This window comes from Mycolicibacterium sp. XJ662 (assembly GCF_053484035.1).
This window is the reverse complement of record NZ_JBEFTL010000001.1, coordinates 385,048-404,844: the sequence shown is the minus strand read 5'-3', so window position 1 is coordinate 404,844 and position 19,797 is coordinate 385,048. Positions and strand designations below refer to the sequence as shown.

General features: G+C 66.6%; 19 protein-coding genes and 1 tRNA gene. 10 read left to right on the top strand and 10 right to left on the bottom strand.

The window, feature by feature from the left end; genetic code table 11:
* Nucleotides 1-32: 32 nt before the first annotated feature.
* Nucleotides 33-794, bottom strand: coding sequence for an SDR family NAD(P)-dependent oxidoreductase (locus ABQE93_RS01890; RefSeq protein WP_448406488.1), 762 nt, complete (start codon nucleotides 792-794; stop codon nucleotides 33-35).
* Between the two features lie 100 nt (nucleotides 795-894).
* Here ABQE93_RS01890 and ABQE93_RS01885 point away from each other — a divergent pair, with 100 nt between their 5' ends.
* Nucleotides 895-1,584, top strand: coding sequence for a VldE C-terminal domain-containing protein (locus ABQE93_RS01885; RefSeq protein ID WP_448405568.1), 690 nt, complete (start codon nucleotides 895-897; stop codon nucleotides 1,582-1,584).
* 74 nt (nucleotides 1,585-1,658) lie between these two features.
* On the opposite strand, the gene ABQE93_RS01880 is transcribed toward ABQE93_RS01885, so the two are convergent.
* The 5 genes from ABQE93_RS01880 to ABQE93_RS01860 all read right to left on the bottom strand — a co-directional run bounded on the left by ABQE93_RS01880 (nucleotide 1,659) and on the right by ABQE93_RS01860 (nucleotide 4,990).
* Nucleotides 1,659-1,913, bottom strand: a complete 255-nt coding sequence (locus ABQE93_RS01880; protein ID WP_448405567.1) for a hypothetical protein — start codon at nucleotides 1,911-1,913, stop codon at nucleotides 1,659-1,661.
* Between the two features lie 122 nt (nucleotides 1,914-2,035).
* Complete coding sequence (locus ABQE93_RS01875; protein ID WP_448405566.1) at nucleotides 2,036-3,259, bottom strand: hypothetical protein; 1,224 nt, start codon at nucleotides 3,257-3,259, stop codon at nucleotides 2,036-2,038.
* A gap of 41 nt (nucleotides 3,260-3,300) precedes the next feature.
* A complete protein-coding gene (locus tag ABQE93_RS01870) occupies nucleotides 3,301-3,963 on the bottom strand; it encodes a C39 family peptidase (RefSeq protein WP_448405565.1) in 663 nt (220 codons plus the stop codon).
* 95 nt (nucleotides 3,964-4,058) lie between these two features.
* The gene (locus ABQE93_RS01865) at nucleotides 4,059-4,478 is read right to left on the bottom strand and encodes a hypothetical protein (protein ID WP_448405564.1); all 420 of its coding nucleotides are present in this window, start codon (nucleotides 4,476-4,478) and stop codon (nucleotides 4,059-4,061) included.
* Nucleotides 4,479-4,597: 119 nt separating this feature from the next.
* Nucleotides 4,598-4,990: a PPOX class F420-dependent oxidoreductase gene (locus tag ABQE93_RS01860; RefSeq protein WP_448405563.1), complete on the bottom strand. Its 393-nt coding sequence runs from the start codon at nucleotides 4,988-4,990 to the stop codon at nucleotides 4,598-4,600.
* Between the two features lie 154 nt (nucleotides 4,991-5,144).
* Between ABQE93_RS01860 and ABQE93_RS01855 the strand changes: the two genes are divergently transcribed.
* The 3 genes from ABQE93_RS01855 to ABQE93_RS01845 all read left to right on the top strand — a co-directional run bounded on the left by ABQE93_RS01855 (nucleotide 5,145) and on the right by ABQE93_RS01845 (nucleotide 9,206).
* Entirely contained in the window at nucleotides 5,145-6,167 is a 1,023-nt protein-coding gene (locus ABQE93_RS01855) for an ABC transporter substrate-binding protein (protein ID WP_448405562.1), read from the top strand.
* A gap of 172 nt (nucleotides 6,168-6,339) precedes the next feature.
* Nucleotides 6,340-8,682, top strand: a complete 2,343-nt coding sequence (locus ABQE93_RS01850) for a glycoside hydrolase family 183 protein (RefSeq protein WP_448405561.1) — start codon at nucleotides 6,340-6,342, stop codon at nucleotides 8,680-8,682.
* Between the two features lie 11 nt (nucleotides 8,683-8,693).
* Nucleotides 8,694-9,206, top strand: a complete 513-nt coding sequence (locus ABQE93_RS01845) for a hypothetical protein (protein WP_448405560.1) — start codon at nucleotides 8,694-8,696, stop codon at nucleotides 9,204-9,206.
* A 364-nt stretch (nucleotides 9,207-9,570) separates the two neighbouring features.
* Here the strand turns inward: ABQE93_RS01845 and ABQE93_RS01840 are convergent.
* A tRNA-Gly gene (locus tag ABQE93_RS01840) sits at nucleotides 9,571-9,644 on the bottom strand.
* Nucleotides 9,645-9,689: 45 nt separating this feature from the next.
* Between ABQE93_RS01840 and dcd the strand changes: the two genes are divergently transcribed.
* The 6 genes from dcd to rfbA all read left to right on the top strand — a co-directional run bounded on the left by dcd (nucleotide 9,690) and on the right by rfbA (nucleotide 15,524).
* Complete coding sequence (gene dcd / locus ABQE93_RS01835) at nucleotides 9,690-10,262, top strand: dCTP deaminase (protein ID WP_448405559.1); 573 nt, start codon at nucleotides 9,690-9,692, stop codon at nucleotides 10,260-10,262.
* Between the two features lie 254 nt (nucleotides 10,263-10,516).
* Nucleotides 10,517-12,091 carry a DUF7159 family protein gene (locus ABQE93_RS01830; RefSeq protein ID WP_448405558.1) on the top strand — a complete coding sequence of 525 codons (1,575 nt, stop codon included), beginning with the start codon at nucleotides 10,517-10,519 and terminating at the stop codon, nucleotides 12,089-12,091.
* A gap of 109 nt (nucleotides 12,092-12,200) precedes the next feature.
* Nucleotides 12,201-13,496 (top strand): cytochrome P450, encoded by a 1,296-nt coding sequence (locus ABQE93_RS01825; RefSeq protein ID WP_448406487.1) that lies wholly within the window; start codon nucleotides 12,201-12,203, stop codon nucleotides 13,494-13,496.
* Nucleotides 13,497-13,523: 27 nt separating this feature from the next.
* Entirely contained in the window at nucleotides 13,524-14,273 is a 750-nt protein-coding gene (locus tag ABQE93_RS01820) for a maleylpyruvate isomerase family mycothiol-dependent enzyme (protein WP_448405557.1), read from the top strand.
* A 19-nt stretch (nucleotides 14,274-14,292) separates the two neighbouring features.
* Nucleotides 14,293-14,658, top strand: a complete 366-nt coding sequence (locus ABQE93_RS01815) for a nuclear transport factor 2 family protein (protein WP_448405556.1) — start codon at nucleotides 14,293-14,295, stop codon at nucleotides 14,656-14,658.
* On the top strand, nucleotides 14,658-15,524 hold the full coding sequence (rfbA, locus tag ABQE93_RS01810; RefSeq protein ID WP_448405555.1) for a glucose-1-phosphate thymidylyltransferase RfbA: 867 nt from the start codon (nucleotides 14,658-14,660) through the stop codon (nucleotides 15,522-15,524). Before ABQE93_RS01815 ends, rfbA begins: the two co-directional genes overlap by 1 nt.
* A gap of 453 nt (nucleotides 15,525-15,977) precedes the next feature.
* On the opposite strand, the gene ABQE93_RS01805 is transcribed toward rfbA, so the two are convergent.
* The 3 genes from ABQE93_RS01805 to ABQE93_RS01795 form a co-directional block, all read right to left on the bottom strand.
* Complete coding sequence (locus ABQE93_RS01805) at nucleotides 15,978-16,787, bottom strand: class I SAM-dependent methyltransferase (RefSeq protein ID WP_448405553.1); 810 nt, start codon at nucleotides 16,785-16,787, stop codon at nucleotides 15,978-15,980.
* Nucleotides 16,788-16,886: 99 nt separating this feature from the next.
* Nucleotides 16,887-18,371 carry a response regulator transcription factor gene (locus ABQE93_RS01800; RefSeq protein ID WP_448405552.1) on the bottom strand — a complete coding sequence of 495 codons (1,485 nt, stop codon included), beginning with the start codon at nucleotides 18,369-18,371 and terminating at the stop codon, nucleotides 16,887-16,889.
* A gap of 121 nt (nucleotides 18,372-18,492) precedes the next feature.
* The gene (locus ABQE93_RS01795; RefSeq protein ID WP_448405551.1) at nucleotides 18,493-19,776 is read right to left on the bottom strand and encodes a YibE/F family protein; all 1,284 of its coding nucleotides are present in this window, start codon (nucleotides 19,774-19,776) and stop codon (nucleotides 18,493-18,495) included.
* Nucleotides 19,777-19,797: the final 21 nt, after the last annotated feature.

The window sequence follows — 19,797 nt, the reverse complement described above, 5'->3', positions numbered from 1 at the left end:
TACCCGTCCGCTCACCGGCGGTATCCACTCCCTCATGGCCGAAACGTCACGCCGCCGTCGACGCTGATCGTCTGGGCGGTGATGAAGCTGCCGTCGTCGGAGAGCAGCAGCGCGGCCAACGCGGCGATGTCGTCGGGGGTGCCGAAGCGGGACTTGATCATCTGACGGGCGCGTGCCTGCTCGACGACGCCGTCGGGCATCGGCTGCTCGTCGAACTTGTAATGCCAGATCAGGCCGGGGGAGATCGCGTTGGCGCGGATGCCCTTCGGTCCGTACCGGCGGGCGATGTGGCGCATCAGCGCGAGCTCGGCGGCCTTGCTCATCTGGTAGGACACCCGGGTGCTGGCCGCGTTGTAGGCGTCGGCCGAGGCGGTGAACACGATGGAGCCGCCGCCGCTGTCGACCATCGCCGGTATCGCGTGCTTGGCGCAGATCACGAAACCTTTCGTGTTGACCCGCATGACCTCGTCGAACACCTCGAGCGGCAGCTCGACGACACCGCCGGGAAGGTACGCGTCGGCGGTGTTGGCGAAGTTGACGTGCAGGCCGTCGAGGCGACCGAAGGTGTCTACGGCCAACCGCACGATCGCGGCAACGGAGTCCTCGTCGGCGCCGTCCAGCCTGGCGCCGCGGACCCGGTCACCGGAGCGATCGATGTCGGCGACGACGCGCGTCACCAGGTCCTCGTCGAGGTCCCCGACGACCAGCAACGCGCCCTCGTCGGCGAAGCGCCGCGCGAGGCCGTTCCCGATGCCGCCGAGCCCGGCGAGGATGACGACCTTGTTCTCGAGCATTCCGGTCACGGGTCGATCTTGCCCCTCTGAACTGGGCGATCGCTCAGCGGGGGTGGCAGTGGTTGCGGCAAATGTAACGAATTGATATAGGCTCCTGCCCGTGGGTCGCCATTCCTTAGCCACAAAGCGACGGAGGCCGCCGATCGGGGTGGCTGCGCTCATCGCCCCTGCCGCGGTGCTTTTCGCGGTCGGCGGCGATGTGCCCTCACCGGCCGAGACCAGCCGCGATGTCGCCGAACCCGTCGTGACACCCGTCGAGAACCAAGCCAGCCGCGAGGCCACGACGCCGTGCTGTGTCGAGTTGGTGGCCGCGCCGCCGACGGCGCCGCCGTTCATCGTCGACGAGCCCGAAGCGACGCCGCCGCCCGGCGAGGTGTTCGCCGCCTCGCGCCTGCGGATCGTCGACCGCGCGCTGCCCGCCGGTATCGCTCCGGAGCGCGGATTGCAGGTCAAGACGATCCTGACCTCGCGTGCCATCAGCGAGGCGTTCCCCGAGATAAGCAATATCGGCGGTGTCCGACCGGATTCACTGCGGTGGCATCCCAACGGCCTCGCGCTTGACGTGATGATCCCGAACCCGACCAGCGCCGAAGGCATCGCGCTCGGCAACGAGATCGTCTGGTACGTGTTGCGCAACGCCAAACGGTTCGGCATGCAGGACGCGATCTGGCGCGGCGTCTACTACACCCCCGATGGTGCGCAGGGTTCCGGACATGGGCATTTCGACCACGTCCACATCACCACGATCGGCGGCGGATTCCCCGACGGCGACGAAGTCTACTTGCGCTGATCAGCGCCTAGCGTCGAGATTGCACACAAGGTTGTGCTGACGTCGATCCCACAGCCTTACACGCAATCTCGCGCCTAGTGATGCCCGGCGTCGTGCTCCTGGCTGTCCACCGGGGCACCGATGCCGGCGGTGGGCGCCTCCGGCGGGACGGGCGCGGGGACGCACGTCGGTGTGCCGTCGACGACGGATTCGGCTCCGATACACGCGGGTTCGGCGAGCGGCTGTGCCGGCGTTTCGCTGAGCGCGGCCACTGCGGGAGCTGCGGCGAGCGCGACGCCGACTGCGGCTGCGCCGATAAATCGGGTGGTTGTCCTTGGCAGGTCGAACATTTCGCACCTCTTCAATCGAGGAGTCGAGACTATCGGCGTGGGGACGCGGTGTGGTGGAAATGTAAAAACCCGGTACGAGAAGGCCGTTTTCGGACCTTCCCGTACCGGGTCGATGCCCGTCGTTACTCTGCCGTCCGCCTGCGGTTCAGGAAGAGGAACAACGCGATAGCGGCGAGCCCGAGGGCGCCGCAGCCGGCGGCTGCCACCACCGCCACCGTGGTCCACGAGCTCGCGGGGCCAGCCTCGGTGTTGACCAGCGCGACGTCGTAGCCCGGCAGCGGGCTTTCGGCCGGGGCAGTGATCCCGGGCAGCTCCTGCGATTTGGTGATCACGAACATCCGCTCCCCGTTGGGCGCCTTCGCCCACTGCCCCCAGGCCGGGGTCTCCTCGTCGAGTAGCACCTTGCGGGCGCCCACCTGAGGATCGTTGCCCAGATCGGTGAGTTGCTTGACCCGGAACGGTTGCGACGCCTCGTTGGTGTACTTGATCCGAACGAGCACGTTGTGCAACGTCTGCAGCTGCGGCGGCTTCTGCGGCGCCGGCTGACCCGGTGCGGGCACGTATCCGCCGCCGGAGAAGCTACCGATCGAAACCTTCACCGGCGCACCCGAATCCGAACGGGTTACGGCCGTGAAGTTGTACACACCCGGGGTGCTCGCGGTGAGCGCCACGCGCTGCAACGGCGGCACCGTGACGATGCGCGGTGCGTTGCCGTAGGTGTACATGAGCTGCAGCGGTGCGCGGTACGGGTTGGTGATGATGGGCCGGTAGTAGCGGTCGTAGCCGACCCATTGCGAGTTCCATTGGCTCACCGAGCTGGTGGCGCTCCAGGACTGGACGGTCTCGGTGAACTCGGTGACCTCAGTCGACGTGGCCGGTTCCGGGTCCACCGCGGATGTCGGCACCGCCTCGGTCAGGTCCGCGTCGGGCACATCACCGGCGTCGACCGTCGGGGCGGTCACGTCGTCTTCGGCGGGGAGTTCGTCCCCGAGGTCGAAGCCGGACATGTCCTCGAGGCCGGGGTCGACGTCGGGTGCGTCGTAAACGGGCTCCGGGGCCTCGTAGACCGGCTCGGGCTCGGGCGCCACCTCGTAGACCGGCGCCTCCTCGTAGACCGGCTCCGGTTCAGGTGCCTCATAGACCGGCTCCGGCTCGTAGACGGGCGCGGGATCGGGTGCGCTGTAGGAGTAGTCCGGCTCGCTGTAGGAGTAGGAGCCGCCGTCGTAGTCGTCGTAGGGATCGGCGGAGGCGACGCCGGCGGCGCCGAGCAGCACCGACACGGACAGCGTGAGCGAGGTCGCCACGACGGCCCCGCGACGGACGAATGCGTTGAGTTGGGTGTTCATGAGGGTCTCCAATCGAGTTGTGAGAGTGGGTGTTTCGCGGGTCAGTCGATCGCCACGACGAGTTGATGGCCGTACATACCCCATGCCTTTTCGAAGTCGCCGATCGAAACCTGTTCGTCGGCGCCGTCTTCGGGGCCGCTGTCGTTGAGGTGGACGATGCCGTTTGCGGTGTCGAGGCCGGTGACGACGACGGCGTGGTTGCCGTAGTTGCCCGGGTCTTTCCAGAGGATGTCCGCGTCGGCCATGGCCAGGACGGCTCCGCTGGTGTCGAGGTAGTTCTGCAGGGCCGCCATGCCCGTGTCCAAGCCGGTCTCTGCGGCGAGGTCGTCGTTGGTATAGACGGCGTTGAGCCCGTACACCGACATCAGCACCGGGATATCGGCTTGGTCGGTACCGCCGCCGGTGTTGGGGTCGTCGAGGTTGGCCGGCTTGACGTAGATCGATCCGGGGTGGGCCTCGCTGGGCGTCGACGCCGCCACCGCGACGATCTCTTCCTCGGACGGGGTGTCACCGGTGAAGAAGCCGATCAAATGGGCCGCCGCCATGATCGCGCAGTCGTCGTAGGTCTGCTGACTCCAGTTCTGCGCGCCGATCTCGGGGTCGCCGTGCATCCCCGGTGTGGGGGTGGCGGTGGCCGGGCCCGCGAATCCGATGACGACGGTGGCCAGGGCGGCGGTGACGGCACCGATGGCGCGCAGTTTCATGGCGAGTCCTTCCAGTTCCGATGCCGCGAAGCGCGGCGACTGGAAGTAGCCTCAGCCGTGGTCCTTGGCGGATTCTTGGAGGATTCTCTAAGCGGTCAGCCGACCTTGCGCAGCTGGAATGGGCTGTGGGTGACGACCCCGCCTTCGCAACCGTAGTTGGAGTCCGACGTCAGCACGCCGGCCAGGGTCACCGGGTCGACCGACATCGCCACCACCGCCGGTTCGTAGCTCCCGTCGGGGCAGGTCAGACCGCCTGGTTTGGAGACCGTGAAGGTCCAGCGGCCATCGGAGAACACGGTGGGGGTTTGCCAGCCCTGGTTGCTGGCGACCGTGCCGGAACAGCTGGTGGGCCCGCAGGTCGTCGCGAAGGTGAAGACCAGGATGGAGTCGCCGTCGACTTCGCTGTAGGTGCCGTTGAGCAGCGCCGGGTCGGCAGTCGCCGTGGCGGCGAGTGCGATACCCGCGGTTGCGGGCGCGGCGACGACGGTGGCCAGGGTGCGCAAGACCTTGTTCATAGTGGGTCAGAATTTAACGGTCGTGTCACCACAATCGAGGTGAGCCGCGCACCCGAGTCTCGGTTGTGTCCGAATCGAAACCCGTGGAGGGGTTTGCCGCCACCGGCTTGCGGGTGGAGCTACCCCTGCTTGCTCGTGGCGGTCGGGCGCATCGTGTAAATGGCGCCGTCGGCCGGATAGAGCGACTCGCTGAACGGTCCGGTGTAGCGGCTGTTCAGCTCCATGAAGAACGTGCCGCCATCTGGGTCGGGCTCGACCGTCTCGATGACGCCACGTACCTCGAGGTAGCGATAGGGCTCGTCGGGATCGTGAATCGACAGCGCGACAGACGGATTGGCTTCGACGTTGCGGTGTTTCTGTTGCTTGGTGGAGAACGAGAACCGCACTGTCGTGCCGTCCCAGAGGTACCAGACCGGATTCGACTGGGCGGTGCCGTCGGGACGGATGGTGGCCAGATGGCCGAACAGCGGACGCTCGAGCAGATCTAGGTGGCTGGCGGGAATGGTCGTCATGTCAATGACCAACGGAGGCGAGGGTCAGATGCATTCCGGCTAGGAACCGGTGGAGTCCGCTATGCCGGAAAGCCATCACGACCAGCGTTTTCATGTTTAGGATGCTGCGAGGTGCTCGACCGCAGACACCGTTTCCGGCGAAAGCGAGGCCGTGATGCCAACCCGCCGATCATTTCTCGGACTCCTCGCCGGTGGTGCACTTGTCGGTCCGCCGCTGCTGACCGCGTATGCGACCGGGCAGAACGTCGCCGCCGCTGCACCGGTGGCCGGGACTGTGCGTACCGCGTTCAACTGGGTGCCCGAAGTCGGCTGGGCGCCTTGGTATCTCGCCGACACCAACGGCCTCTTCGAAGCTCAGGGTGTGACCACTCCGTTCGTGTACCGCGCTCCCAATGACCGGCCCGTGGCCGAGATCTTGCGGGCCGGCGAGGCCGACGTCGGGGTGGCCGGCGACGAGTTGCAGATTATCCAGGCCAACCGGGAGGGCGCCGACTTCGTCGTCCTCGGAGCGATGTACCAGCGCTCGCCGAACGGCTTCTTATGGCTCGCCGAGACGCCGATCGCGGCGCCCAGGGACCTCGTCGGAAAGCGGATCGGCCTGAACAGCGATGACCAGGCGCGCGTCAACGCGGTGTTCAGGATCAACGGCCTGCCGTCTGACTACCAGGCCGTCCCGTTGGGCCTCGATGCACAACCGCTCCTCGACGGCGAGGCCGACGTCGTTACGTGCTACGTGACCAACCAGCCAATTCGGTTGCAGCTCAGGGGCATCGCTGCTAAGTCGGTCCCGTACTCCGATTTCGGGTTGAAGTCCTACGGCGGTGTGCTGTTCGCGTCGAGGAATTACGTCAATGCCAACCGCGATCTGCTCACGCGCTACTTCGCCGGGCTGCTCGGTGGCGTCGACGCCAACATCGCCGACCCCAACGCGGTACTTCCCCTTCTGAAGGCGATGGATCCCAATGTCGACCTCGCCTACAGCGAGGCGGGCAATCGCGCGTACAACGCGCTGATCGACTCTGACTACACGAGGACACACGGCCGTCTGATGATCGACCCGGCGTTCGTGGAGGCTCAGGTGTACCCGAGCTACATGGCGGCCGGCGAGACGAACCTGCCGCCGGTCGCCCAACTACTCGACCCGACGGTGATGGCCGACGCCCACCAGCTGCTGTAAATCTCGCCGCCAGCGCGACCCGGACCCGTGGAGCCGATGACGGGAATCGAACCCATTCCTCCGAGATGCCAAGTTTGCTGCCGAATCGTACCGAAGTGCCATATCCCGGGATACTTTGGATCGCAACGGGAGGGCACCGTCGTAGGTCGGCGGTAGTGCTAGGAGGAAAGCGATGGGTGCAGCGGCGTACGTGGGCCGGGTCGGTGGACTGGCGGTTGCGCTGGGTCTCGGAGCGGCGGTCGCTACCGGCCACGGAGTGGCGTCGGCCAGCCCGGGTTCGGAGTCGTCGTCGCCGAAGTCCTCCGAGCAGTCCTCCTCGGGCGCCAGCTCCGAGACCGGCACCGATGCGGGGTCCGGGGCGGTGGGCGCCAAGGTTTCGCCGGGGGCCAAGGACGACTCCGGCGACGCGACCCCGGAATCCAGCCGGGCCGCATCACCTGCTCAAACCGGACCCGTTCGGACCAGGTCGACGACCCGCGATGCGCTTCGCTCGGCAGAACCCGGCCAAGCCAGAGGTTCGGGCGGCCTGATCACAACGGCCGAATCCGAGAAGTCCGAAGTCGTCCTGACCGAAGACGTGCTGAAGGAAGACGACGCCGAAGAAGTAGTTGACGTCGACGAAATCCAGGATGCCGTCGAACCCGGTGACACCGAGGAGGCGGACCGGCCAACCCGGCTGCCCGCACCGTCCGTCGAGGCCCCGACGGACGAGGAAGCCCGGTCGAAGCGATCATCGGATAGGTCACACTCGGCTCGGGTGTTGGAACGGCTCAGCGGCGCAGCCCTGAGTCGGATCGCGGTGCCAACGCCGAATGAGGTGGAAACCGTCGAGGTGGCGCCCGAGGCGCTCAAGAAACTTGTCGACCGCGCTGACGGTGTGGACGAGGACGGTCTCGACCCCGTCGGGCCCGATGCTTTCGAATTGCCCATGGTCAGCGACAGCACTATCGAAGCGGAAGACCCGGCGATCATGATGGCGGCCGCGTCGGCCCCCGAGACGCCGCCGGCGCGTGGCACGGTGCCGGGCGTGGTGGCCGGTTTCCTGAGCGCGATCGGGTTTGGACCGTTGGTGAGCAGTACCCCGGTGGCACCGGCCGCCCCGCCGGCGCTGTGGGCGCTGTTGGCGGCCGCACGTCGGGAAGTCGACCGGGCGGTCAGCTCGTTCACCCGGATCCTCAGCGTCGGCAATGCCGGCCCGGTCGCCACGGCGCAGATAAACCCCGCGGCTGCCGCGGTGACCCCGAACGCGGCCACCATCACGAACCTGACCGGTCAAACGCGGGAAGTCGGTTGGGTCACCGGGCCGGCCAGCCCGAACAACACGCTGGTCAACTTCAATATCCACGGCACCGACCTGGGCATCATGTGGGACAACGGCCTGGAAGGCGACCAGCGGCAGGTTCTGATCGCGTTCGGCGACACCTTCAGCCAACCCGGCATGGTGGGTGACTGGCGCAACAACGTCCTGTTCCGCAGCGCCGACCGGCTGCTGTCCAACGGACTCGCGGTGCCGGCCGGCAGTGTCACCAACATCTTCAGCGGTTCCCCGTTGAGTGACCCCGGCCGTTCCAAGCAGCTCATCTTCGGCATCCCGGGCACCATCGGCCTGCTGGGCATCCCGTCTTTCTTTGGCAGCGAAGTGACGATGATCCCGACCGCGGGCATCGCCGTCCCGTATGACAACGAACTCGGCGCACGCCAGTACATCAACGTCATGTCGGTTCGGCAGTGGGGGCCCGCCGGCATGTGGACGACCAACTACTCGGCGATCGCCTTCTCCGATGACAACGGCCAGAACTGGACGATCGACCAGTCGACCATCCGCTCGTCCGGCTGGTTGCGCACCTGGGGGCACTCGTTCACTCCCGGGAACGACAACTTCCAGCAGGGCGCGTTCGTCCACGGCGTGACCCTCGACGGCGAAACCGGCGAGGCCGTATCCGACGGCTACGTCTACTCCTACGGCACGCCGGCTGGTCGGTTCGGTCCGGCCTATGTGTCCCGGGTGGCCGAGGACCAGGTGCAGAACCTGGGCGCCTACCAGTATTGGAACGGGTCGAGGTGGGTCACCGGCAACCCGTCGGCCGCCGCACCGATCTTCGGCGGTCCCACCGGCTTCTTCGCCCCGGTAATCAATTTCTTTGAACAGTTCGGTCTGGTCAGTTTCGCGAACAACATGCTCGGACTGTTCGGGATTCCGGTCATCATTCCGCGCGGCGACGTCAGCGAACTGTCGGTGCAGTACAACGAATACCTCGGCAAGTATGTGGCGGTCTACACCAACAGCTCCGGGGTGGTGATGCGGACCTCCGACACCCCGCAGGGCCCGTGGGGAGATCCGATCACCCTGGCCACCCCCGGCCAGTACCCGGGTCTTTACGCGCCGATGATCCACCCGTGGTCGGGTACCGACCAGATCGATGACGCTGACAACTTCCTCTACTGGAACATGTCGATGTGGAACCCCTACAACGTGGTGCTGATGGAAACTGACCTCAGCCAGCTCAATTTGTGAGGGCTTGAACCATGGCGCAGCGGTTGGTGCTGACGCTGGGAGCGGCGATCCTCGCTCCGGCTGCGGTGCTGGTCGCGCCGGTGGTTGCACACGCTGAACCCCCCGCGGATCCCGTTGTCCCACAAGCGGGGACACCCTGCACGATGAACATGGTCGACGCGCTGACCCGGCTTCCCGACGAGACGATCACGCTGATGTGCGTCGACGAGTCCGCCGGCAGCTACCAGTGGGAGCTCTACGAATCGCCTTACCCGTTGAGCGAGCGCTGGTTCAGCTACGGGCCGGAACTGCGGCTGCGTGGGCAAGGGTTGCGCAACCCGGAAATCATGTCGGGCAACTGGACTGGCTTTCCGCAAGACACCGACGGCCAGTGCGGGGCCGAACAGACGGCAGTCGTCGCGGCGGGCGAGGTGGGGCCACCACAGGTTGTGGAGGGCGAGCCGGGGCAGCCGCTCGACATCCGGGTCGTGCCTTCGCTTTTCAACATCGAGTTCAGCGGCCACTGCCTCTGGCAGAAACGCTGACGACAAGCAATGTTCGAAACCTGTGGATGAGACTCGGTGAGGTGGCGTGAAAGTGGGCGCACCCGATCCGGACGGTTTGAAAGCGACCGTCAAGTTCGAACTGCTCGCCGATCTCCACAGCGAACCGAACGACGCCACCGTCGAGTTCACCGGCTGTAACCGAGTGGGCGCGGCGAATCTGCGCGGCACCGGATACGCCGCGCACGCCATTGTGATCCACAGGGGTGCGACGATGCCGCGTAGCCCTTGTCTCTGTATGGGTCTGCGTAGAGGAGCGTCAGGGCACTTTGATCCGTCTTGTGACATTTGGTGACACCAAGGCTGCCCGTTCGAAAGGTTCGAACAGCATCTGAGCTGGTCATCGTGGAGCCGGTGACGGGAATCGAACCCGCGTTCTCAGCTTGGGAAGCTGATGTTCTGCCATTGAACTACACCGGCCTGTTTGAGCACGAAGGCTAGCATTCGAGCGGCTACGCTCGTCGCGTGCTGCTCTCCGACCGCGACATCCGCGCCGAAATCGCCGCCGAGCGGCTGGGCCTCGACCCGTTCGACGACACCCTGATCCAGCCGTCGAGCATCGATGTGCGCCTGGACAACCTGTTTCGGGTCTTCAACAACACCCGCTACACCCACATCGATCCGTCCGTTCAGCAGGACGAGCTCACCAGCTTGGTGCAGGCCGCCCCCGGCGAGCCGTTCGTGCTGCATCCTGGCGAGTTCGTGCTCGGCTCGACGCTGGAGTTGTGCACGCTGCCCGACGACCTCGCCGGCCGGCTGGAAGGCAAGTCCTCGCTGGGCCGCCTCGGCCTGTTGACCCATTCCACCGCGGGCTTCATCGACCCCGGCTTTTCCGGGCACATCACCCTGGAGCTGTCCAACGTCGCCAACCTGCCGATCACCTTGTGGCCGGGCATGAAGATCGGACAGCTCTGCCTGCTGCGGCTGACCAGCCCCGCCGAGCACCCCTACGGCAGCGCCAAGGTCGGCTCTAAGTACCAGGGCCAGCGCGGCCCGACGCCCTCGCGGTCGTATCAGAACTTCCTCAAGTCGACCTGACTTTGATCCTGCGCTGAGGCTGCTTTTCGGCGCATTTTTTCTGCCTCGCTGCAGAGTGAAACTGACTTGCGCGCACCGACGTTGATCCGAGTAGGGTCAAAGTGCCGGAACGAACTTTGACCGCCATCAGCTAATGGCATTTTGGGATGTAACGCCGAGGCTGCCGTTGCCGATGAACTACTAGTCGCCGGTGTCTGCGAATTGCAGGGCGACACGAAAACCTTGATAGCGTAGCAAACTTTTTTGGAGGGTTCGTGGACATCGTATTGGGTGTGTCGATGACACCTACGACGGTCCGCATGGTGCTGGTCGAAGGGGAGAAGGCCGACGGCGTCACCGTCGACCACGACGTCTTCGACGTCACGGGCGAACCCGACTCGGCAACGTCGGGCGCGCCCAGCCAGGTGATCGACGCCGTGCTCGGTACCAAGGAGAGCGCCGAAGCCGGCGGGCACCATCTGAAGTCGATCGGCGTCACCTGGAGCGACCACACCGAAGCCGCCGCCCTGCGTGAGGAACTGGCTGCCCGCGGCATCGACGACGTCATGCTGGTTTCCGACGGCCACGCCGCCGCGGCACTGGCCCAGGCGGTCGGCCGCGCGGTCGGATACGACACCACCGCGCTGTTCTTCATCGATCGCGACACCGCGACGCTGTCGGTGGTGCAGACCGACGACGGGTCGGTCGTCAAGGTGCTCAGCCGCACGCTGCACAGCGACGACGCGATGGCCGTGCTGACCGAGATGGCCGCCGCGGTCGACGACCAGGAGTCGCCGCCGCAGGCCATGTTCGTCGTCGGCTCCGGCGTCGACATCAGCTCGGTGAAGAACCACCTCGAACACCTCGTCAGCCTGCCCGTCAGTGCACCCGACGAACCCGACCTCGCGTTGGCCCGCGGCGCCGCGCTGGCCGCCGCCAACGCACCCGCATTCGAAGCGTCCACCGTCGGGCTGGCCTACTCACAGGACCCCGACGGCCCCACCGCCGGCAGCGCGTACGCCGGGTTGGCCGCCGGTGCCGCACCGCTGCTCGACGGTGACGAACCGCCGACCGACTTCCATCCGGTCGGCGAGGAGCGCAAGCCGTTCCTGCTCGTCGGCAGCGCGCTGACGTCGATCTTCGTTGTCGGCGTGGTGGCCCTGGTCATTTCGTTGGCGGTCAGCATCCGCCCGACCGCCGACCAGCGCCCCAGCCCGGGGCAGAGCGCGATCGTGCCCAGCGCCGTCGCCCCCGCGCCACCGCCCGTGCAGCAGGAAGCCCAGCCGGTCGAGGCGCCCCCGCCGCCACCTCCGCCGCCGGCCGAGACCATCAAGGCCCCGATCCCCGTCGTGCAGGAGGCTCCGCAGGCCCCGCCGCGCACGGTCTACGTCGAGGCGCCCGCCGCGCCCGCGCCTGCGCCCCCGCCGGCCGCGCCGCCGCCACCACCTCCGCCCGCGGCGCCTGCGCCCGTCCCGGCGCCGGTCCCCGTGGCTCCGGCACCGGCCCCGGTGTACATCCCGCCGCCCGTGTACAACCCACCGCCGATGTGGTATCCGCGGCAGCAGAACCCGTGGTATCCGCCGCGGCCGACCTACGACCCGCCCACGCCCACGTGGACGCCGCCCAAGTCGCCGTGGGACCCGCCATGGGAGAAGCCCGACAAGCCGCGCAGCCCGAAGTGGCCGCCGTGGGAGAACGGCTCGGGTTCGCGCGGCTCCGACTCGGGCAAATCGCCGGGATCACGCGGTTCAGGTGACTACGGTCCCGGGTCGCGTGGCTCCAACGGGCCGTCCGGGCGCGGCGGTTCGGGCGGATCGGGTAACAACTGCTTCCTGATATTCTGCAGTTAACCGCCTGCGAAAGTACCTGAGCAGGAAGCACTTTAGGAGTGTCATCGTGCACGACGGTCGCCCGCGTCGACGCAACGGCCCGATCAAACAGCGGGTCCGGTGGGTGGCCATGCACGGGGTGGTGCGTATGTTCGCCCACCTGGCTGCCCGGCGCGGCGATCCGCAGGGCAGGCTGATCGCCGATCCCACCATCCGGAACGATCCCGCGTCGTTCACCGAGGAACTGCGTGCGCGCGGTCCGATGGTGCGTGGTAGGGCCGCCTACCTGACCGTCGAGCACAAGATCATCAACGATGTGCTGCGCTCCGACGACTTCCGGGTCTTCGCGATGGGGTCCAACCTGCCCAAACCGCTGAAGTGGGTGGCCGACCGCACCAAAACCGACCTGCTGCATCCGCTGGAACCGCCGTCGATGCTGTCGGTCGAACCGCCGGACCATACCCGCTACCGCAAGCTGGTGTCGTCGGTGTTCACCACCAGAGCCGTTGCGACACTGCGTGATCGGGTGCAGCAGTCGGCCGACGCGATGCTCGACGAGATGGCTGACACCACTGGCGCCACCGGCACCGTCGATATCGTCGAGCGCTACTGCTCGCGGCTCCCGGTCAGCATCATCGGCGACATTCTCGGCGTCCCCGACGAGGCGCGACCACACATTCTGGAGTTCGGTGAGCTCGGCGCCCCCAGCCTGGACATCGGGCTGCCATGGCAGATGTACCGCCAGGTCAACCGCGGCATCGAAGGGTTCAACGACTGGCTCGTCGACCATCTGGCCGAACTGCGGCGCAACCCGGGCGAAGACCTGATGAGCCAGATCATCCAGGCCGGCGACGAGGGCGGCCGGCTCAACGACGAAGAGCTGCTGGGCACCGCGGGTCTGGTGCTGGCCGCCGGCTTCGAGACGACGGTGAACCTGCTGGGCAACGGAATTCGCATGCTGCTCGACAACCCGCAGCATCTCGACACCCTGGCCGCCAGGCCCGAACTGTGGCCCAACGCCGTCGAGGAGATCCTGCGGCTCGACTCGCCGGTACAACTCAGCGCGCGAATGGCGCGCAAGGACACCGACATTGCCGGCACCCGGATACGGCGCGGCGAGATCATCATCCTGTATCTCGCCGGCGCCAACCGCGATCCGAACGTCTTCGAGGACCCGCACCGCTTCGACATCGAACGCGAGAACGCGGGCAAGCACCTGTCGTTCTCCGGTGGCAGGCATTACTGCCTGGGCGCCGCGCTGGCCCGCGCCGAAGGCGAGGTCGGGTTGCGCACCTTCTTCGAACGCTTCCCGGACGCCCGGCTGGCCGGTGCGGGCAGCCGCCGCGAGACCCGGGTGCTGCGCGGGTGGTCGTCGCTGCCGGTCACGCTCGGCAAGGCGCGCGCCCCGATCGGTTCGTCGATCTAGCCGCGGCGATTGGGTTAAGTTCGGGACGTGGATTTCCGAGCCGCGCTGCTCGAACAGACCCGGGCGTTCGGGGAACTGATCCGCAGTGCAGACCCGTCAACGCCCGTGCCGACCTGTCCGGAATGGACGTTCAAACAGCTGTTCCGCCACGTCGGACGCGGAACCCGGTGGGCCGCGCAGATCATCGGCGAGCGCCGCTTGACTTCGGTCGATCCGCGCGACGTACGTGACGGCAAGCCCCCCGACGATCCCGACGCTGCGATCGCCTGGCTGAACGGCGGTCCGCGCGCCGTTCTCGCCGCCGTCGACCGGGTCGGCTCCGAGCGGGTGTGGACGGCCACGGGCCCGCGCCCGGCCGGGTGGTGGATCCGCAGGCTGTTGCACGAAGCGGTGGTGCACCGCGCCGACGCCGCACTGGCGGTGGGCGCCGACTACAACCTGCCGGTTGATCTGGCCGCCGACGGCATCAGCGAATGGATCGAGCTGATGTCCGTCGCGGCCAGCCACAGAGGTGAACCGCCCCTGGATCGAGGCCGCACCCTGCACCTGCATGCCACCGACGACGGCCTCGGACCGACCGGCGAATGGACCGTCGTCAACGCCGAGGACGGCGTGACCTGGACGCACGACCACGGCAAGGGCGACGTCGCGCTGCGGGGTCCGGCCAAGGACCTGCTGCTGGCACTCGCACGTCGGCGCAGCGTCGCCGACGCAGGCATCGAGGTCTTCGGCGATGAAGCGGTGTGGGCGGACTGGCTGCAGCGCACACCGTTCTAGATTGGGTACGTTGCGAACCATGAGCACTTCCGAAATCGCCACCGTCCTCGCCTGGTACGACGCGCTCAACGAACGCGACCTCGACACCCTGGCGACGCTGTCCAGCGACGACATCGAGATCGGTGACGCCGACGGAGCCGCCCAGGGCCATGTCGCGCTGCGGGAGTGGGCGCAGCAGAAGGCCGGCGGACGGGTCGAGACCGGCCGGTTGTATGTGCACGACGGCGTCGTGGTCGCCGAGGAACTGTCCGGTGATTCGGACGCTGTGGCGTCGGCGTCGGCGTTCCGTGTCGTCGACGACCGCGTCACGTCGGTGTTTCACCACGGCGACCTCGCGTCGGCGCTGGCCGCCACCGAGCTGACCGAAAAGGACCTCAAGAGCTGATGCGCGGCATCATTCTCGCCGGCGGATCGGGCACCCGGTTGTACCCGATCACGATAGGGGTCAGCAAGCAGCTGGTCCCCGTCTACGACAAGCCGATGATCTACTACCCGCTGTCCACACTGATGATGGCCGGTATCCGCGACATCCAGCTCATCACCACACCCGACGACGCGCCCGCGTTCCACCGATTGCTCAGCGACGGTTCACATTTCGGCATCAACATCACCTACGCGGTGCAACAGCAGCCCGACGGCCTGGCGCAGGCATTCGTCATCGGAGCAGACCACATCGGCACCGGTTCGGTGGCACTGGTGTTGGGCGACAACATCTTCTACGGCCCCGATCTGGGCACCGGCTTGCGCCGATTCCAAAACATCAGCGGCGGAGCAATTTTCGCGTACCGGGTATCGAACCCGTCGGCCTACGGTGTGATCGAGTTCGCCGACGACGGCACCGCGCTGTCGCTGGAGGAAAAGCCCGCCACACCGAAATCGCACTACGCGGTGCCCGGCCTGTACTTCTATGACAACGACGTCATCGACATCGCACGGTCGCTGAAACCTTCTGCCCGAGGTGAATACGAAATAACCGAGATCAACCAGACCTACCTCAACCAGGGCAGGCTGAAGGTCGAGGTGCTGCCGCGCGGCACCGCCTGGCTGGACACCGGGACGTTCGACTCGCTGTTGGATGCCTGCGACTACGTGCGCACCATCGAGCGTCGCCAGGGTTTGAAGATCAGCGTGCCCGAGGAGGTCGCGTGGCGGGTCGGCTACATCGACGACGAGCAGTTAGCCGCGCGGGGTTATGCGCTGCTCAAATCCGGCTACGGCGCATATCTTCTGCGGCTGTTGGAGGACCGCTAGCCGTCAACGTGTTTGCACCGGCGGCACACTCGGGAGCGTGACTACCGGCCGGCCTGGCGGCGGTGGCGGCGGAACCTGTGTCGCCTCGGTCGGTCCCGGCGCCTGGGGTATTCGCGGACCCTCGGCGGGCTCCTCGGGAGCGTGGCAGGCACACAGCATGTCGGGGTCGTCGTTCTCGAAGGTGCACTCACCCCCGGCTGCGTAGCAGCAATCAACTACCTTCTCTTTGCGCTGCTCCTTGGTGATGCGTCCTCTCCTATACTGGTCAAAAACCGCGTCCACACACCACGAAAACAGCTCATCATCCATTTTGGGTTTGGCGCATGCGGTGGCGGGGTCCCCGAGTGTGCCAGTTGTGGTCCCGAGTAGCGCGGTCGTTGCCAACAATGCGGCGGCGCCGACATTGGCCAAAATTGCCCGGCGGCAATCGAGTAGGGATGTCATGAGTGCCACCTACTTTCGGGCCGCTGCCGTCGCGACCGCCAGCTCGGTGACCAGACGCTCGTGATCGACAAACCGCTGCCAGCGCGCTAGGATGTCGTCCTCGAAGTGTTGTCGGCGGTCATCGTCTGCGGCTGCAACGAGCCCCGAGGTGGGTGTCGCTGAAATATACTGCCAAAGAAAATCTTTCGGCTTCGACAAGCAAAATGTTCTCGTAGCGGTAGTGATGGATACGTCTCGGAATCCGCTGTCGTTCACCAGCTTGTGAAGCTCGGTCTCGCTCACAGAGAAGATCGTTCGTAGGAAACCGGGCAGGCCGGGATCGACGTGGCGACCAAGCGCCTCAACCATAATTTCGAAGACGGCCGGCATGGTTGCCGGCACGTTGATTGCGATACGCCCGCCTGGTGACAACACGCGATGCATCTCCCGCACGGCTGCGGTCCGGTTCGGAAAAAACATCACACCGAGCTGACACAGCACCAGGTCGTAGGACTCGTCGGCAAGCGGCAGAGCCTCGGCGCTCGCCTCCCGCCAGTCGATCGTGGCGCCCGGTGGCGCGGGAGTCTCGCGGGCAACCTGCAGCATTTCCGGTGTGAGGTCCACCCCGACCACTCTTCCGCCCGCGCCGACGCGTTCTGCGACCAATCGGGTGAGAACTCCGGTGCCGCACGCGACATCCACGACGTACTCGCCAGATTCGGGGGCAGCGATCTCGACAAGATCTGCGGCCAACGGCCCCGGGATAAGCGGGGCGAAGTGACGCTGGTAGTTCTCGGCTTCTGTGCGCCGCAGGGCACGGTAATCAACTTGCTGGGTCATGATTGACAAGTTAGAAATTCGACGGCTCAGATCGCGTCGACCAAATGGACCATCTGCGTCTGGGGCCATGGCCATTTCTGACCACTGTGCCGCGGTCCGTCAGACGAGGTGGTACTCGTAGGCGTAAGCGGTGGCAGCCGACCGGGAAGACAGGCCGAGCTTGGCGAAGATGTTCTGCATGTGACGGGCCACTGTGTGCTCACTGAGCACCAGCTGGACGCTGATCTCCCGGTTGGTGTTCCCGGCGGCGACGAGCCGCAGCACCTCGCATTCCCGCGCGGTCAACGTCACGTCCTGATTGGTTCCGGCCCCGACGAGCGCGGTCACGCTGACCACGTCCGGTTGGGCGCCTAACCGGTCAAAAACCTCACGCGCGGAGTCGAACTCGAGCGCCGCGGAATCGTGGTCACCCAATTCCCGGCACGCCAAGCCGAGCTGGACTCGAGTGCGGGCGGATTCGTAGGGAAGCTCGAGCGCGCGCCACCCCGCGACCGCGCGACGCAGCGCTGCCAGGCCCGCCGACGCATTGCCTTCCGCGATCAACGTCGATCCCTCGGCGTGGGCGGCGATCGCGTGCAGCAACGGCGCGTCGACCTTCTGGGCGATCGCCGACAGTTCGTCGGCACTGGCACGGGCGGCCGCTACATCGCCGGTGCAGAGCATGATCTCAACCTTGGCTGCCAGGACGTTTGGCCTGGCGAGCGGGTCGTGGCTATCGTCGGCCGCTCGACGAATGGTGGCGGCTGCGGCACTGCCGTGACCTTCGGCGAGGCGAAGCAGCGCCAAGCCTGGCATCGGCTCGTGGCGGTACCGGCTGGCTTGTCGGTATGCGGTCTCGGCCTCTCGAGACTCCCCGCGCAACCTGTGCAACTCACCTCGCTGGTAGGCGGCGAGGCCCAATGCGGCGTGAGTCGGCTGTGACAGTCGTTCGTAGGCAAGGCTTGCCGCCGTCATCGCCTGCGGCCAGTCGCCATGGAGTTGCAGAATCTGCGAGCGGTACACCAAGCATTGCCCGCGGTACGGCACCAGATCCGGCTGAGCGTCACACCAACCGCTCAACGCTTGCGTCCATTCCGTCGCGCGCTGCAGGTCGAACAGACCGAAGCAGGTTTCGATCACCGCGCAGTAGATGATGCCCGCCGGAATGGGTGACACCTCTTCGGTGGTGACGCGCAGCATCGCCTCGTCGAGCAGCGCGACACCGCGCGTCGTCTCACCGCTGGCGCTCAACGCTTGGCCCTGGCCCAGGCACGCCAGTGCAGCCAAATCAGCGTCTCCGAATCGCATCGCGCTCTCGCCTGCCTCGGTACAGAGCGCGTAGGCGGTCGCGGAGTCGCCACCCTCTAATTCCTGAAGTGCATTGGGTACGAGCAGGTATCCGCGCGCCGCAGAGTCCTCGTCGCTGTCGTCGGCGAGCTGACCGATCCGACCGAGCCATCCGCCGCCTACCGCGGTCTTGCCGGCAAGCAGCTGCGTAAGCGCCAACCAGAAACCACACCGGGCAGCGTCATCGGGTTCCTCGATGGTCAGGAACTTGCGGTAGGCGCGCTCCCACGCGTGGACGCTTTCCTCGTCCTTACCCACGAGGTACGCCGCGACGGCTAGCCGCTCGAGATCACCGGCATCGCAAGCCTCACTCGCGTCGGAGAGTCACTCGTAGACCTCCGCCCACGCCTTGCGCTCGAACTCGTTAGCTGCCGTCGTGCTATTGCAGCTCACCAACAGAGTCTTTCGCACCTCGGCGCTCGTGGACAACCCCAGCTGCGGGAGTGGCCAGCACGGCCGCGATGGCCGTCGTCAGCGGCACCGACAGCGCCAGCGCGATACCACCCACCGCCGAACGCGCGATTTCGATGGCTACGCTCTCGCTGGTCAGCACGTCGCCCAACGAACGGTTGGCCACGCTGAACAACAGCAGCAGCGGCAGCGCACTGCCCGCGTACGCCAGCACCAGGGTGTAGACGGTGCTGGCGATGTGGTCGCGGCCCACCCGCATGGCGCCCACGAAGATGGCCCGGCGCGAACTGCCTTCCAACTCGGCCAATTCGAACACCGTCGACGCCTGGGTGACGGTGACGTCGTTGAGGACACCCAGCGAGCCGATGATGAACCCGGCCAGCAGCAGACCGGTGATCGACACGTCCCCCAGATAGGCTGCGACGGTATTGTTCTGGTCCTCCGACAGCCCGGTCAGGTGCGCCGCTTCGATCGCGACCCAGGACAGGACCGCGGCCAACAGCAGCGACGTCAACGTGCCCAGCAGCGCCGCGCTGGTGCGCAGGCTCACCCCGTGCGCCAGGTAGATCACCGCGTAGAGGATCACCGCCGAGGCGACCAGCGCGACGGGGACCGCGGCCGCGCCGTCGCGCAGCGCAGGCAGCAGGAAGACCACCAACACCAGAAACGCGACCACGATGCCGACCATCGCGCGCAACCCGCGCCACCGGGCCACGGCCACTACCACGAGCGCGAACACCGCGGCGAGCGCGATCAGCGGCCACGTCCGCTCGTAGTCGTAGAACGAGTACGTGGTGGTACCGGCGTCGTCGATCTGCCTGCTGATACGGACCTGGTCGCCGACGGCCAGGTTGGGCTGTCCCGGCCCACCGCTGAACTCCAACAGGGTGTTGGCGCCCGTATTGGGCCCCGAGTCGATCGCGATGAGCGCCTGCACGCAGGTGCGTGCACCGCCGTTTTGAGCGGGCACCGGTGCGGCGGTGAGCACCCGCCCGCTTGACGGGCTGCCGCAGGCGGCGAGGCTGCTGGACAGCACGTGCCCGGCTTCGGTGGTGACCGCGCCGCCTGCCGCGTTCTGAAACGGCAGCGGGATGTCGGCTTTCTGCTGGCTCGGCCACAACCAGGCCGCGCCCGCGAGCACGGCAACGCCGATGGCGATCAGCAGCCCGACGACGACCTTCGCAGCCAGTGGGCCCAGCGGCGCCGGGCCGCTCAGGGAGTGGGAGTGTCCGTGCGAGTGCGCAACGCGCAACAGAGTAGAGGGGGTCTGTGC